Here is a 14201-nt window from a genome sequence, read left to right as displayed (position 1 = left end):
CCCACCGTGGCCCTGCACAACCAACTCCCGATATATCGAGCGGCCTACGGGCTGCTCGATGACGTCACCACCCTGGTCAAGAACATGCCCCGCGACTTCAAACGCAGCATCGGCGAGAAGATCAGCGCGGAGTGCATCGAGATCATGGTGTTGGTGTTCCGCGCAAACGTCGCGGCCGAAAAGGCACCGCACCTGGCCGAATTACTCGAGCGCCTGCAGGTGATCGAGCTGCTGCTTCGGCTCAGCATGGACAAGCGACTGATCGCGCGTGAAGGCTACGCAGCTGCCGTCGAGAAAACGACGAGCATCGGGAAGCAGGCCAACGGCTGGAAGAACGCCGCAAACCGTCGCCCGCTCCGCTAAGGTCAAGGCCTTCGCGGCTGAGCGATATATCAATCTGGTCGTGCCGCTGGCCCACAAGGCCACCGCCATGCGCAATGAGGAAACCGGCCGCCGGCGTGCGGAAAGGTCCAGCGCAGTTTCCCGGCTGAGAAATCGGTCGGGCGACGTAGATCGCACGATACCTCCGGCTGGGCGTGGTACCAGAACTTCAACAATGGCAACCAGAACAACAACCACCAGAACAACGAGTTGCGCGCCCGCGCCGTCCGCAGATCGAGGGCCAATTTCGTTCGCCGAGCTGGTCGAAGCGTATCTCGACTGCCGGCGAACGAAGCGAAACAGCAATGCAGCGCTCGCGTTCGAAATGCGGCTCGAACGCAACCTGCGCCGCCTGTACGACGAGCTGGCCGACGGCAGTTACACACCCGGCCGCTCGAAGTGCTTCGTCATCACGCGACCGAAGCCGCGCGAAGTCTGGGCGGCTGCGTTTCGCGATCGCATCGTGCACCACCTGCTGTACAACCGGATCGGCCCGCGCTTCGAACGGTCTTTCATCGCCGATTCCTGCGCCTGCATCAAGGGGCGCGGCACGCTGTACGCCGCGCAGCGCCTCGAATCGAAGGTTCGGTCGATCACGCAAAACTGGTCGAAGCGCGCGTTCTACCTGAAGTGCGATCTCGCGAACTTCTTCGTCAGCATCGACAAGCTGATCCTGCGCGACCTGCTGCTCGCGAAGATCTGCGAGCCGTTCTGGCGATCGCTGACCGAAACCGTGCTGATGCACGATCCACGGGGCGACTACGAGTACCACGGCGACCCCGCCATGATGGAGCTCGTGCCACCCCACAAACGGTTACTCGAACAGGCGCCTGACCTCGGCCTGCCGATCGGGAACCTGTCGAGCCAGTTCTTCGCGAACGTCTACCTCGACGTACTCGACCAGCGCGCGAAGCACACGCTCGGCGCGCGGCACTACGTCCGCTACGTCGACGACTTCGTGTTCCTGCACGACTCGCCGGCGCGGCTGAACGAGATTCTCGCGGACGTCACAGCGTTCCTGCCGGAACGGCTCGGCGCGCAGATCAACCCGCGCAAGACCATCCTGCAGCCGATCGACCGTGGCATCGACTTCGTCGGCCAGGTCATCAAGCCATGGCGCCGCGAGACGCGGAAGCGCACGCGCAACGAAGCATTGCGGCGTGTCGCCGAGACGTCGGCCGGCGACCTGATGCCGGTCGCGAATTCGTACTTCGGCCTACTGCGGCAAGCAACCTCCAGCCACTGCGATCGCGCAAGCCTCGCGAACCTCCTGCGTTCGATGGGGAAAGCCGTCGATCGAGATCTTACGAAAACCTTCTGAGGACTATTCCATGACCACCGAAACCGAGAACACTCAGGCAGCAGATGTGCGCGTCGTCTGGAGCCGCAACAACGAGGATTTCACATGGGACGAGCTTGATGAGCTGCTCGACACGCACGACGACCTGGCCGTCGGCGACATTGTGTTCACTGGCGAAGTCGCGCCGATCCAGACCAAGCACCTGTGCGACGCCGACGACGTGATCGAAATGATCGGCGAGCGTGCCTACGACGAGGTCGGCGAATACGCGGACGGCTACCCGGACGTCATGCCGGAAGCAAGGGCCGAACTCGATGCCCTGCTGGCCGGCTGGATCGAGAAGCACGCGAAGCCGACGTTCTACAGCGTCGTCAATGTGCGCCAGTACGTCATCACCGCTGCCGACATGGAGGGCCGGGAACAATGACCACCACCGATACCCCGCGCGCCGCTATGCCGGCCGACCTCCAGGGGCTGCGCCACGCGATTCTCACGCCGCGCGAGATCGTGCGCGACGAGGAAGGCATGCTGTCGCACCCGGCCGTCCCGTACCTCGACGAGGACGTGAACTACGAGACGTTCTTCGCCGCTTTCGATATCGAAGCCGCTTTCATCCACATGGAGAACGACGTCGATTGCGACACGTACGACCAGTACTTCGCATCCAATAGTACGAACTGCAGCTTCTGGACGCCGAGCGCGCCGGCCGGCGACGGCTGGCTGCTGCTCGAAATCTACGACACCGAAGACGGCCCGGTCGCGCTGTATGTGCGCGAGAAGAAGCGCGAATCGATGCGCGAGCGTCTGAAGCGTGAAGAACATGAGACGCGCGACGCCGTGCGATCGGAGTCTCTCATCAAGACGCTGTCGGACATCATCCACGACCAAACCGTTGCCATGCAGTCCGCCGTTATCGAGTGGCAGCACGGCAACGGCGCTGAAGCGGGCCTGAGCTGGATCGTCAATACCTTGGCCGGTCCGGGCCACCTCCCCGATTTCGACGCGCCGCACGGCAAGCATGCTCAGTACTGGTTCAACGCAAACCAGGCGAACCCCATGCCGGCCTGCTTCTGCGGCAATCCGTCGTCCTCGCTCTGGATGGGACAAGGCTTCTGCTGCGACGAACACTACCGCGAAGCCAAAGCCAAGTACGAAGCCATCGGCGCAGGAGACGCACCGTGAGCGAGAACACCAAAATCGAATGGTGCGACCATACCTTCAACCCGTGGGAAGGCTGCCAGAAGGTCGGCCCGGGCTGCGACCACTGCTACGCGGAGACGCGCAACGCGCGCTTCGCCGGCGGCACGGCGGCGAACTGGGGGCCCGGCGCGCCTCGCCGCCGCACGTCGCTGGCGAACTGGCGCAAGCCGCTCGCATGGGAAGCAGCGCATGCCGAGTTCTTCGCCGCGCACGGCCGGCGCCAGCGCGTGTTCTGCGCGTCGCTTGCTGACGTATTCGACAACGCGGTCGATCCGGCATGGCGCGTAGACCTGTTCAGGTTGATCGCCAAGACGCCGAACCTCGACTGGCCGCTCTTGACGAAGCGGATCGGCAACGCACACGCGATGCTCAACGAAGTCGTCGACGAACTGTCGTGCGGGATCAACACGTGGGACGAGCTGCCCTGGCCGGGTATCTCGATCGGCGCGACGATCGTCAACCAGGTCGAGGCCGAGCGTGATATCCCAAAGCTACTTGCGGTACCGGCGCGCGTGCGCTTCCTTTCGATGGAGCCGCTGCTCGGGCCAGTCACGTTGAATCCGTGGTTGCTTGCAGAGCATGGCCGAAGGCTCATCGGCGCCCATCCCGGAATCGACTGGGTCATCGTCGGCGGCGAAAGCGGTTCCGGCGCGCGGCCGATGCACCCTGACTGGGCCCGCGATCTGCGCGACCAATGTGCGGCCGCCGGCGTGCCATTCCATTTCAAACAACACGGCGAATGGGCGCCGGGCTCTGGCGACTTCGGCACCGGCCGCTTCGAAACCGCCGCGATCGCGCGCGACGGCCGTGTTGCGCCGGGCGGATACCGCGTCGAGGACTTCCCGCACGGCGCGGCGAGCGGCGACGGTTGGGCGATGGTCCACCGTGCCGGCAAGCGCGCCGCTGGTCGACTGCTCGACGGCCGCACGCACGACGAATTCCCGGAGGTGTAGCCATGCCGATCGTGACGAACGCCGAACTCGTCGAGCTGACGGGCGGCCTGAAACAGGGTGCGGCGCAGGCCCGATGGATCAAAAAAGCGCTGGGCATCGACGCGCCGCGCAAGGCTGACGGACATCCCATGCTTACGTGGGAGCAGGTCAACCAGCCGCGCGCTGCCGCCACGCCACGCGCGCAGCCCAAATGGAGAGTCGCAGCATGAAGAAGCACCGGGAACGTGATGGCCTCCTGCCGCGTATGGAGGCGCGGAAACGAAAGGACGGCTTCACGTACCGCTATCATCCAGTCGGCAAGAAGCCGATCAACCTCGGCCAGGATCGGCTCGTCGCGATTCGCAAGGTGCTCGACCTGCTCGGGGCTGGCGACGACGTCGGCACGATCGCGCGGCTCTGGGAGCAGTTTCAGGAGACGCCCGGCTGGCAGCGATATTCGCAGTACACCCGCAACGACTACAAGCAGTGCAGCGGGCCGCTGCTCGAAACGTTCGGCGACATGCGCGCCGCCGACATCGACGCGACCCACGTGTCGCGCTACCTGCGCATCGAGCGCGCCGCCGCGCCGGTGCGTGCCAACCGCGAGGCCGCCCTGCTCTCGAACCTGATCGGTCTCGCGATCGACCGCGGCGAGGCGAAGCACAACCCCTGTCGCGAAGTCCGACGCAACGAAGAGCAGCCGCGCACCGAGGCGCCGGATCCAGAAGACTTCCAGGCGTTCGCCGCCTGGGTCGCATCGCTCGGCGGACAAAAGGCGGTCATCGGCATGGCCGCGGAATATGCGGCGCTCGCCGGCAACCGAAAGGTCGAGTTCCTTGATCTGGCATGGCCGCAGATCGACGAGGCCGCGGGCGAGATTCGGGTGAAGCGCGCGAAGCAGCGTGGCAAGAAGCGCGGCGAGGTGATCGAGCACATCGAGATCACACCGGCGCTGACGGAGCTGATCGCGCGCCTGCGTGCCGCGCGAAAGGACGACTGCCTGTACGTGTTCTCGAATCGGTATGCGACGCACTACACGCCGGCCGGATTCAAGACCGAATGGTCGAAGCTGATGAGCAAGGCGCTCGAGCTGAAGAAGATCACGAGGCGATTCACGTTCCACGACCTGCGAGCGTATTACGTAACGCGGCATAAAGCGGAACGCGGCGCATTGCCGGACTTGCATGCGAATCCGGCGACGACGGCGCGCGTCTACGATCGAACGAAGATCGTAAAGCGGAGGTGTGGGGGGGTGATCGATTTGACACCGGAAGCAGGGACAAGCCAGATCCGCGAAGCCACGCCAGGCACGGCGGAGCGCGAACTGTTGAGTTTTAACGGCGGCCGAGAGATTTGCAAAAAAAGCGCGCAAAATCGGATGTTTTCGCGCACTTTTTGACACCGAAACGAGCAGACGTGTCTATTTTGCTCCGGTTCCCCAGCTCGCCAGCTTCATATGGTTCGTGCAGTTGCGTTCGTATTCCTTCGCCTGCGCAGCTACCTGCCGCTTCTTCTCAAGCTCGGCGTCCACCGGCGGTCCGTTCAAAGGATAGGCAGTGTCCCAGGCATTGAAGATGGACGCCACGTAGAGCTTGCACGTCTGATCGCCTGCCGCCGTAAATAGCGATATCCCCGCATCACGCCATCGGGCCAGGTGTTCGCCATCAGCCTTGTACATTTCCTGCGCGAGCCGCATCTGTTCGGCAGAATCCGTCGCCTTGTATGGCGTTCTATCGATTGCCGCCTGCGCGACAGCGACATATTTCAGTAGGAATTCAGCCGCCACCTGCGGCGTCGGCGCATTTCCCGATGCGACAAAATTAGGCGGCTCAGGTCGCGCAATCGCAACTGGAGGTGTCTGTTTTCCGCATCCTGCGAGAAGCACGGCAACACATGCAATCGAAATTTTATTCATTGTTATCAACAGATTACGGTAATTAAACCTGACGCCCGAACCAAACCACGCGCCCAATAATCGCAAAGTCAGATGGTGGTTTGGACATGTTCACAGTGAACGGCTTGTACGCGGGATTGGCGCTGCTCACCTCTAGAACGCCTTCCGGCAGGCGCTGCAGCGTTTTAACGATGATCTCGCCGTCTATCCGCAAGACATACAGCCCTGCCATGCCGCTGGTTTGGCTTCGGTCGATCAATATCACGTCACGATCATTCAGCACGCCCTGTTGAGAGTCCCCCTTTACAGACAGCACCGACAGATCGGCAGGGTTAGCGTGTAGGTAGTTCTCGATCCAGTACCGGCGGAACGCCATCGAATGGGTCGGTGCCTCATCAGTGACCGACTGCCCTGAGCCGGCAGAAGCCTTTACCCGATAGCGCGGGATGAATACAAAGTCGCTCACATCGACAGGCTTACCAAGCGTGTCCGTAATTGTCGGCACGTCAACTATCGTCTGAGAGTCCACCCGCGCCACGCGGCGCACGTCTCCATCGGCGTTGCCTACGCCGTACAGCATCCACGAAAGGTCAATAGCGCCTCGCTCGGCCACGCGAGCCAGGAACAGGCTGTCCGGCGTGCGCTCCCCGCTCTCATACCGCTGGATTGTGCTGGTTCCGACCTCAAAAGCGGCTGCCATGTCCGCCACCGATGCTCGAAATACCTCCGTTCGGATGTAGCGCAGACGCTCGCCAATCTCCGAATTGAAGGTTTCAACTTCCCGAACGGAAGCTGAAAGCGGCGCCGCAAGAGCAGTGTTGCTTTTCATCATGCCGTTATCTCTTTGATTTCATTACGCTTACCACCCAAACGGGGTGGATATCCCCGAACGGAACATGAAATTCAACCCGAAAGGATTGCGTTTCATGTTCCGTTCGGGTTTAATTACGCCATGACGAACCGCATGGAGTACGCCATGACGCATGAAAAAGCCCCAAAAAAGCCCGCCATCAATTCCAAACGGAACGATCTTGTCGCCGATTGGCACCAGGCGGACATCATTGCAGCCGTGAAGAAAGCAGGCTGGTCTCTGCGAGCGCTGTCGATCCAACACGGCTATGCACCGGGGACGCTCCGCAACGCGCTGCGCACCTCGTATCCCAACGCGGAAAAACTGATCGCCGAAACGATCGGATGTAAGCCGGAAGAAATCTGGCCGAGCCGCTACGAAACCCGAAATTTTACGCCCGTTTTGACACGCCGCCCCGTTCAGGTGTCCGTTCGGACCGACAGCCCGGAATCAGCGGCTGCGATGGGTTGAATCGTAGGCCGGCCGCGAAAGCCACGCCACCTGCGCAATTCTCAATACGAGCGACAAAGTGATGAGAAAACTGACCCGCAAATTTCAGCCCGCGACGAGTCTCCGCGAAGCCGTCGACCGATGCACTGCGGCCGCTGACGCAAACCGACGACCAGCGAAAGTCCTGTCCGATCTGATGGGCGTTGAACTCAAGACCTATTACCGCTGGCTGTCAGAGCTATCGATGCCTCTCAACCGCGTCTTGCAGTTCGAGGAGTTCTGCGGCGCACGTTATGTCAGTGAATACCTGTGTGTGGCCAATGGTCGACGCGTCGTAATCGACATCCCTACCGGTCGCCGGCCGGCCGTAGCCGACATCTCCAGCCTTCAATCCGCGTTTGCCGATGCCGCTGCAGTCCTGTGCCGCTATTACGGCACTGGCAACGAGCAGTCCGAGGCGATCGCGTCTCTGACCCATGCGATGACGCAGGCCGCGTTTCATCGCGAAAACGTCGCGAAGGATCGCACCCCGGAGCTTCAGTTCGACGACGAGGCGAACGCATGACTTCGAGCGTCAAGACCTACTACGCTGCTGCGGAACTGGCATCAATGACACTCCCGTCGATGCCGGCCACGATGCAAGGCATCAATCAGCGCGCAAAAGCAGATCAGTGGCAGTTTCGGAAGCGTGCCGGAAGAGGTGGTGGACGGGAATTCGCCTTCGCAAGTTTGCCGACTATCGCGCAAATCGAGATTCGTCGTCGCGTTACGACAGCACTCATTGCGACCGATTCGCCCAACACGAAGCCCCCTGCGCGAACAAAGGCGCAGCTCGATCTCGTTGAGACGGATAGTCAACGCCTGCGTGCTGACGCTCGACGGGGCATCCTAACGACGATCGAACGCCTGATGGCGCAGTGCCACGTGTCTCGCGAGGCTGCGATGACGACACTGTTAACGCAGGCTAAGGCCGGCATGCTGGACGACCACCTCATCATGATGTTGCGCGCCGCTCGAGACGAACGGGGCCGCAAAGGTGATGGCTTTCCGAGCATTCGCACACTGAAGCGTTATCTCGGGTTGGCCAAAGTCGGGGCGCTCGCACCCAAAGTGCCGCACGCTGATTTCACGGTACCGGCATGGGCGAAGGTGTTCCTCGGTTTCTATCAGCAGCCGCAGAAGCCGTCCGTCGAATTGGCGTATCGCGAATTCGAAGCTGCGTACCGCATGCGCGATCGAGATTGGGAATTCCCAACGATCCATCAGGTCCGTCGCTTCCTCGGCAAGATGGGCCGCGTTGCCGTCGAGGCCGGCCGGATGGGAGCGCGTGAACTGAAGACGATTCGGCCGTTCATCCGTCGCACGTTCGACCAGCTGCTGCCGAACGACGTCTGGAGCGCGGACGGCCATACATTCGACGCCGAAGTACAGCACCCGCTGCATGGACGGCCGTTCCGCCCCGAGATCACGACGATTGTCGACATCGCCACGCGTCGCGCTGTCGGTTTCTCGATCGGCCTGGCCGAGTCGGCGATCGCGGTGCTGGACGCGCTGCGCCACGCGTCGACACGTAACGGCGTCCTCGCCATTTTCTACGTCGACCGCGGATCGGGCTACGCCAATGCGATGCTGCAGGCCGAAGGCACCGGCATCACGGGCCAGCTCGGCTTCGAGGTGTCGCACTCGCTGCCATACAACTCCCAGGCGCGCGGCGTGATCGAACGTCTGCACCAAACGCTGTGGGTCACTGGCGCGAAGACGCTCGCCAGCTACATGGGCGCGCCGATGGACCGCGAAGCGAAGCTGGCGCACTTCAAGGTCACACGCGGCGCGATCAAGAACGGTGGCGCAATTCCGCTGATGGGTTGGGATGCGTTCATGCAGTTCTGTAACGACCAGATCACGGCCTACAACGCGCGCCCGCATCGTTCGCTGCCGATGACCAACGACCCGGCTAACGGTCGCCGTCGCCACATGTCGCCGGACGAAGCGTTCGCCGCGTTTCAGGCGAAAGGCTGGCAACCGGTCACGCTCGCAGCCGACGAAGCGGAACGTGTGTTCCGCCCGCGCATAGAGCGCACCGTCCAGCGCGGCGAAGTGCGCCTGCTGAACAACCACTACTTCAGCGGGCTGCTCGAAGAGTTCCACGGCGAGACGGTCCACGTTGCCTACGACATCCACGACGCGCAGTTCGTGTGGGTCTACGAAGGTGCGACCGGCCGCTTTATCTGCAGGGCCGAAGCCGGCTCGAACGCGGCGCATTACATGCCGATGTCGTATGTCGAGCAGGCCCGCGAGAAGCGTGCGGATGCACGGGCGCAGCGCCTGCAGGTGAAGCTCGACGAAGTCGAGGCCGAGCGCGTCGGACAGCCGGCGCTCACGCTCGACACTCCCGAGGTCATCACGATCCCTGGCTTCGGCGATATCACGCGTGACGCGCTGAACCGCCGCTTTGTCGACGCCGAGCCGGTGATCGAAGTCACCGCCGCGCCAATCCACGCCAGCGAACCGACACCGGTCACGCCCACGGCCGAGATATTCGAAATGCCGGAAACGGCTGATCAGCGGTTCGCCCGGTGGCGAGCCTTACATCAACACATTGAAACAGGAGGTGTGCCCGATCAGGACGAATTGCGGTGGTACGGCACGTACCCGCTGACCAAAGAGTTCGCGGCGCAAAAGCGCCGCGCGGAACAGGCTGAAGAGTTGCAGCTCGCCAGCCAGCAGTAGGACCAACAGGACAAATCATGACACAACTCGAATCCACGCTCAAAACGGTAGCCGGTGGCATCGCCCAAATCACCAACCTGAACCTGTGCGACATCGCCATCGAGCGCGCCGTTTCGCGCAGTGCGAACCTGCCCGGGCTGGTGTGTTTCTACGGCCCGTCCGGCTACGGCAAGAGCATGGCTGCGAACTTCGTCGCGAACGAACGACGCGCCTACTACGTGCAGGCGAAATCGGTATGGACGAAGAAGCACTTCCTCAAGGCGATTCTCTTCGAGATGGGGATCAAGCCGGCCGGCACGATTCCCGAGATGGCCGACCAGGTCGCCGAGGAACTCGCTTCGAGTGGCCGACCGCTGATCATCGACGAGATGGACCACCTGGTCGATCGCAACGCCGTCGAGCTGGTGCGCGACCTGTACGAATCGAGCCAGGCGACCATTCTCATGATCGGCGAAGAGGCGCTGCCTGCGAAGCTTAAGAAGTGGGAGCGCATGCATGGCCGCGTCATGGCATGGGTGCCGGCGCAGCCGGTCACGATCGACGACGCGCGCAAGCTTGCCGGCCTCTACAGCCGCAATGTGAAGGTCGCTGACGATCTGCTGACGCGCCTTGTCGAGCTGTCGCACGGTTCGGTACGCCGCGTCTGCGTCAACCTCGAACGCATTCAGGAAGAGACGCTAAAGGCCGGGAAGACTGCGATGGACCTCGCGCAGTGGGGAAAGAACGAGCTGTACACCGGCGAAGCGCCGAAGCGTCGCGCGTGAGGTGATCGCCATGTACGAACACGACCACATCACGACGCCGCAGATGGCACGTGCAGCGGAACGCATCCACCTTCTCATCATGATCGTGTCCGGTGCCGCCGTGATCATCCTCATTGTCGGATGCCTGATCGCTCACGACTGGATCGAGCTGCTCACCTGGACTGCCCTTGCTGCATGGGCGCTGTTCCACGTCACCATCCTGGCATTCCTCGCTGGCGCAACCGGAGGGTTCGAGCATGCCTAGAAAGCCCGCACACCTCGAACTTACCGGCGGCAAGGGTCCGCGCCAACGTATCTGGGAAGCCATTCGCAGCCAGCGTGACGACTTCACCCCGTATAGCGTCGTCCGCGCCGCTGACATCGACAAGGCGACCGTTCACACGTACCTGCAGGTCCTCGAACGCGGCGGTTTCATCGAACCCGTTGGCGAGCGCAAGGCGATCAGCGATAGGAAGCACTATCGCCTCGTTCGCGACGTCGGCGTCGAAGCCCCGCGTCTGGATCGCCAGGGCCAGCCGGTCATGCAGTCGCGCGGCAACGAAAACATGTGGCGCACGATGCGCATCATGGGCGACTTCACGCCCCGCGAGCTGGCGATGCGCGCGTCGACTTCCGATGTCTCGATCACCGACTCGACGGCGCAGTCGTATGTCAAATGCCTGTCGCACGCCGGCTACCTGACGATCGTTGACCCGGGCCATGCATTCATCCGTGGCAAGGGCGCGAAGCAGGCTCGGTATCGCCTGATCGCGTCGAAATACACCGGCCCGCGCCCGCCGATGATCCAACGCACGAAATCGGTCTACGACCCGAACCTCGGGAAGATCGTGTGGCAAGAGGAGCCGGACCATGACGCATGCTGATCCGGATTGGCTCGCCATGCTTCGCCAAGCCGCCGACGCGACGTCGCAAACCGACGTGGCCAAGCTGCTCGAAGTCTCGCGCACGACCGTTTCGCTTGTCTTGTCGGGCAAATACCCCGGCAAAACTGATCGCGTCGCCGCCCGCGTCTTGAAGACGTTCGGCCAGGTGCAGTGCACGCATACCGGGCAGTTGATCTCGCTGACGGTATGCGTGTCCTTCGCCAATCGCCGCGCCCCGATCAACAACCCGATGGAACTGAGCCACTGGCGCACGTGCCGCAACTGCCCGCTGCGCCCCGTTAAAGGAGAGTCGAAGTGAATCCGCTACCCCTCGCCAAAGCATCCGCGCATGGCACGGTCAACATCAATCAAATCATGCAGCTCGCTGCGCTGCGCATTGCCTCGACGATCGAAACGCTCACCGAGCGCGGCTTCGTGGTGATCGGTATCGAGTTCTCGAACGGCTCGAAGCCGACCATCCAGATCCAGACGTGCACCGAGTGCGCACGCATGGTCGAGGCCGGAGAAGCGACCTACTACCGCACTGGCGTCAGCGACAACAACCGCTACCGCACGGGGCAGTTCAAGGTCGGTGACATCCGCGTGTTGTGGACCGAACAGGGACACTGACATGCGTTTCCACATCATCGCCCAAGATCAATCTGGAGAGCGCTTCCGGCGCATCGAAGTCGATGGCGATCGCCTCGACTTCCCGCAATACAAGACCGAGCTGTTCGCCTCTCATGCAAATCCGCTCGCCTCCACGCGAGGCGAACCGGCCTACGTTGTGTCGCATGTCGGCACGGGCATGCGTGTCGCAGGCGGCAAAACGCAGTCCGCAGCAATCTCGGCCGCTCGCCAACTTATCGGCGAGAAGCCTACCGAAGAATTTTGGCGATCTATCGCTGCTGCTCGCCAGTTCATCAAAGCAACGCAAACCCTCTCTTGAAGGAATGACCATGGCAACCATCAAACAGATCCTGCAGGCCGTCATCGACCATCCCGGCTCGTCGGGCGCGCAACTCGCCGAGCTGCTCGACATGGATGCGAAAGACGTCCAGCCGCGCATCCAGCCGTACATCAACAAGGGGCAGGTTCGTTGCGACAAGAAGCCCATGGACGGTGCGTCGCCGATCAATCTCTACTTCGCAAGTGACGAACTGGTGAAGGAGTTCGACGGCACGATTCAGTCGGTGACAAAGGCGCCGCGAAAACAGGTTGCTTTCACCCCGCGCGATGCCGCCCCCGGCGACTTCGTCTGCGGCTTCTCTACGGCTGGTCGGCTGACGATCACGAAGGGGCGGAAAACGGTCGACCTGACGCGCGAGGAGACGGCACGCCTGCTGAAGTTCGTCGACTGCATCAACGTCGACGCGATTGCGGGAGAAAAGGCATGACGATCGAAGTCACCGTGATGATTGGCCCGACGATCGCCAATCCCGAGCAGTTCCACACGATCGAAGACCTGCGCCGCGAGCTGCATCGCGTGAACAAGGAACTGTTCGAGCAGAGCGCGACGCTGGCAAAGCTGAATGCGACCGGCGTCCAGATGGCCGGTTTCATCGAAGGTGTCCTGAAGCAACACATCCGCTCGGATACCGACGCAGTCGCTGCCTGTTGCGAGTCCTACCTCGCCAACCGTGACCGTCTTCGCGAAAAGCTCGAAGAGGCGATCGAAAGCGACGCCATTCGCACGACGCACTGACGCCTCCCATTTTCTACCTGGAACAAAACATGACCAAAAAGCAAATCCCGGCCGGCTACGTGATGGATGCACGCGGCCGTCTCGTTCCCGAGTCGCTGATCGCGCCGATCGACCAACTGCGCGACCAGACCATCATGTCGCTGATCGACGAAGCGAAGCGCGTGCAGTCATACATGGTTGACTTCAAGGCGCGCGCATTCGGCGATATCGCTGCTTTCGTCGAAACGAGCCACGAACAGTACGGCGTCAAGGTTGGTGGTTCGAAGGGCAACATTTCACTCATCACGTTTGACGGTCGATACAAGATCGTCCGCCAGATCGCCGAACACATTCAGTTCGACGAGCGCCTGCAGGCAGCGAAAGAACTTGTCGACGAATGTCTGCGTGAGTGGACGGAAGGAAGCAACGACAAGGTCAAGGTGCTGATCAACGAAGCGTTCCAGGTCGACAAGGAAGGCAACGTCAACACGGGTAGCATCCTCGCGCTGCGCCGCCTCGCGATCGACGATCCGAAGTGGACGAAGGCAATGCGTGCGATCGTCGACAGCATCCGCGTCACGGGCAGCAAGCCGTACATCCGACTCTACGAGCGCGTCGATGAAACCGAGGAGTATCGCGCGATCAGTCTCGACCTCGCTGCGATCTGAGGAGGCCACATGTCGAAACTGTCGAAGGAAGATATTCAGCGAATCGACACTGAGCTGTCGTTTCCGTTCGGCTGCGTCGTGCTTCGCTGTGATGGCAACACCGTCACGATCCAGGTGCAGCGGACGAAGCCCCGCCGATATGACCTCATGGTCTATGTGAATGGCTGGTTCAAGGGCGACTATCTGAAGGATGCTGCGCCCGAGCATCGGTTCTACCGGCCGGCGAAGTTCAGTGCCTACAAACCGTCCGAGCGCGCAAAGCTCGAAAGGCAGTTCGGCAAGCGCAACGCGCGGAAGTACTTCCCGAACCTCGACAAGACGTCAACGTACTACATGCCGTCGTGGAACACGCCGAGCACGATGCTTCGCCACTTCGCTCGAGTATGTCAGTCGGTCACGCTCGTTTCAGTAGGTGTGGCGGTCAATACGTCTGTCGACGTCACGGCACTGGAGGCAACCAATGTCTGACGTGATCATCATCGCGG

Annotated in this window: 22 protein-coding genes; 20 read left to right on the top strand and 2 right to left on the bottom strand. The window is 61.8% G+C overall.

Going from position 1 to position 14201, the window contains the following annotated elements; genetic code table 11:
• Positions 1-6 precede the first annotated feature (6 nt).
• From BDO18943_RS19275 to BDO18943_RS19245, 7 genes are all read left to right on the top strand, one after another.
• Positions 7-363 carry a four helix bundle protein gene (locus BDO18943_RS19275; protein WP_163123811.1) on the top strand — a complete coding sequence of 119 codons (357 nt, stop codon included), beginning with the start codon at positions 7-9 and terminating at the stop codon, positions 361-363.
• Positions 364-706: 343 nt separating this feature from the next.
• A complete protein-coding gene (locus BDO18943_RS19270; RefSeq protein ID WP_175023623.1) occupies positions 707-1702 on the top strand; it encodes an RNA-directed DNA polymerase in 996 nt (331 codons plus the stop codon).
• A gap of 10 nt (positions 1703-1712) precedes the next feature.
• Positions 1713-2108: a hypothetical protein gene (locus tag BDO18943_RS19265; protein ID WP_175023622.1), complete on the top strand. Its 396-nt coding sequence runs from the start codon at positions 1713-1715 to the stop codon at positions 2106-2108.
• Positions 2105-2863, top strand: a complete 759-nt coding sequence (locus BDO18943_RS19260) for a hypothetical protein (RefSeq protein WP_175023621.1) — start codon at positions 2105-2107, stop codon at positions 2861-2863. The genes BDO18943_RS19265 and BDO18943_RS19260 overlap by 4 nt, the downstream gene beginning before the upstream one ends.
• On the top strand, positions 2860-3834 hold the full coding sequence (locus BDO18943_RS19255; RefSeq protein ID WP_175023620.1) for a phage Gp37/Gp68 family protein: 975 nt from the start codon (positions 2860-2862) through the stop codon (positions 3832-3834). The genes BDO18943_RS19260 and BDO18943_RS19255 overlap by 4 nt, the downstream gene beginning before the upstream one ends.
• A gap of 2 nt (positions 3835-3836) precedes the next feature.
• Positions 3837-4043, top strand: a complete 207-nt coding sequence (locus tag BDO18943_RS19250; protein ID WP_175023619.1) for a DUF4224 domain-containing protein — start codon at positions 3837-3839, stop codon at positions 4041-4043.
• Positions 4040-5212 (top strand): tyrosine-type recombinase/integrase, encoded by a 1173-nt coding sequence (locus BDO18943_RS19245; protein WP_235996111.1) that lies wholly within the window; start codon positions 4040-4042, stop codon positions 5210-5212. Before BDO18943_RS19250 ends, BDO18943_RS19245 begins: the two co-directional genes overlap by 4 nt.
• Before the next feature lie 21 nt (positions 5213-5233).
• Here the strand turns inward: BDO18943_RS19245 and BDO18943_RS19240 are convergent, their stop codons facing one another.
• Together BDO18943_RS19240 and BDO18943_RS42695 are read right to left on the bottom strand one after the other, a co-directional pair.
• The gene (locus tag BDO18943_RS19240; protein ID WP_175023618.1) at positions 5234-5728 is read right to left on the bottom strand and encodes a hypothetical protein; all 495 of its coding nucleotides are present in this window, start codon (positions 5726-5728) and stop codon (positions 5234-5236) included.
• Between the two features lie 22 nt (positions 5729-5750).
• The gene (locus BDO18943_RS42695) at positions 5751-6539 is read right to left on the bottom strand and encodes an XRE family transcriptional regulator (RefSeq protein ID WP_235996109.1); all 789 of its coding nucleotides are present in this window, start codon (positions 6537-6539) and stop codon (positions 5751-5753) included.
• A gap of 144 nt (positions 6540-6683) precedes the next feature.
• On the opposite strand from BDO18943_RS42695, the gene BDO18943_RS19230 reads away from it, so the two are divergent.
• The 13 genes from BDO18943_RS19230 to BDO18943_RS19170 all read left to right on the top strand — a co-directional run bounded on the left by BDO18943_RS19230 (position 6684) and on the right by BDO18943_RS19170 (position 14184).
• On the top strand, positions 6684-7028 hold the full coding sequence (locus BDO18943_RS19230; RefSeq protein ID WP_175023617.1) for a helix-turn-helix domain-containing protein: 345 nt from the start codon (positions 6684-6686) through the stop codon (positions 7026-7028).
• A 61-nt stretch (positions 7029-7089) separates the two neighbouring features.
• Positions 7090-7572, top strand: a complete 483-nt coding sequence (locus tag BDO18943_RS19225) for a hypothetical protein (protein WP_175023616.1) — start codon at positions 7090-7092, stop codon at positions 7570-7572.
• Positions 7569-9737, top strand: coding sequence for a Mu transposase C-terminal domain-containing protein (locus tag BDO18943_RS19220; protein WP_175023615.1), 2169 nt, complete (start codon positions 7569-7571; stop codon positions 9735-9737). Before BDO18943_RS19225 ends, BDO18943_RS19220 begins: the two co-directional genes overlap by 4 nt.
• 17 nt (positions 9738-9754) lie before the next feature.
• The gene (locus BDO18943_RS19215; RefSeq protein ID WP_175023614.1) at positions 9755-10501 is read left to right on the top strand and encodes an AAA family ATPase; all 747 of its coding nucleotides are present in this window, start codon (positions 9755-9757) and stop codon (positions 10499-10501) included.
• A 10-nt stretch (positions 10502-10511) separates the two neighbouring features.
• Complete coding sequence (locus BDO18943_RS19210; RefSeq protein WP_155648261.1) at positions 10512-10745, top strand: hypothetical protein; 234 nt, start codon at positions 10512-10514, stop codon at positions 10743-10745.
• Positions 10738-11364: an IclR family transcriptional regulator gene (locus tag BDO18943_RS19205; RefSeq protein ID WP_175023613.1), complete on the top strand. Its 627-nt coding sequence runs from the start codon at positions 10738-10740 to the stop codon at positions 11362-11364. The genes BDO18943_RS19210 and BDO18943_RS19205 overlap by 8 nt, the downstream gene beginning before the upstream one ends.
• Positions 11351-11683, top strand: coding sequence for a helix-turn-helix domain-containing protein (locus BDO18943_RS19200; RefSeq protein WP_175023612.1), 333 nt, complete (start codon positions 11351-11353; stop codon positions 11681-11683). Before BDO18943_RS19205 ends, BDO18943_RS19200 begins: the two co-directional genes overlap by 14 nt.
• Entirely contained in the window at positions 11680-11994 is a 315-nt protein-coding gene (locus BDO18943_RS19195) for a hypothetical protein (RefSeq protein WP_235996107.1), read from the top strand. The genes BDO18943_RS19200 and BDO18943_RS19195 overlap by 4 nt, the downstream gene beginning before the upstream one ends.
• 1 nt (position 11995) lies before the next feature.
• On the top strand, positions 11996-12313 hold the full coding sequence (locus BDO18943_RS19190) for a hypothetical protein (protein ID WP_175023611.1): 318 nt from the start codon (positions 11996-11998) through the stop codon (positions 12311-12313).
• Positions 12314-12323: 10 nt separating this feature from the next.
• The gene (locus tag BDO18943_RS19185; RefSeq protein ID WP_175023610.1) at positions 12324-12761 is read left to right on the top strand and encodes a hypothetical protein; all 438 of its coding nucleotides are present in this window, start codon (positions 12324-12326) and stop codon (positions 12759-12761) included.
• Positions 12758-13069 (top strand): hypothetical protein, encoded by a 312-nt coding sequence (locus tag BDO18943_RS19180; RefSeq protein WP_175023609.1) that lies wholly within the window; start codon positions 12758-12760, stop codon positions 13067-13069. The genes BDO18943_RS19185 and BDO18943_RS19180 overlap by 4 nt, the downstream gene beginning before the upstream one ends.
• A gap of 29 nt (positions 13070-13098) precedes the next feature.
• Positions 13099-13716: a DUF3164 family protein gene (locus BDO18943_RS19175; protein ID WP_175023608.1), complete on the top strand. Its 618-nt coding sequence runs from the start codon at positions 13099-13101 to the stop codon at positions 13714-13716.
• Positions 13717-13725: 9 nt separating this feature from the next.
• The gene (locus tag BDO18943_RS19170; RefSeq protein WP_175023607.1) at positions 13726-14184 is read left to right on the top strand and encodes a hypothetical protein; all 459 of its coding nucleotides are present in this window, start codon (positions 13726-13728) and stop codon (positions 14182-14184) included.
• Positions 14185-14201 lie beyond the last annotated feature (17 nt).

It is taken from the genome of Burkholderia aenigmatica (genome assembly GCF_902499175.1).
GTDB lineage: Bacteria > Pseudomonadota > Gammaproteobacteria > Burkholderiales > Burkholderiaceae > Burkholderia > Burkholderia aenigmatica.
The sequence above is the reverse complement of the archived record's forward strand: the minus strand, read 5'-3'. Positions and strand labels throughout refer to the sequence as shown.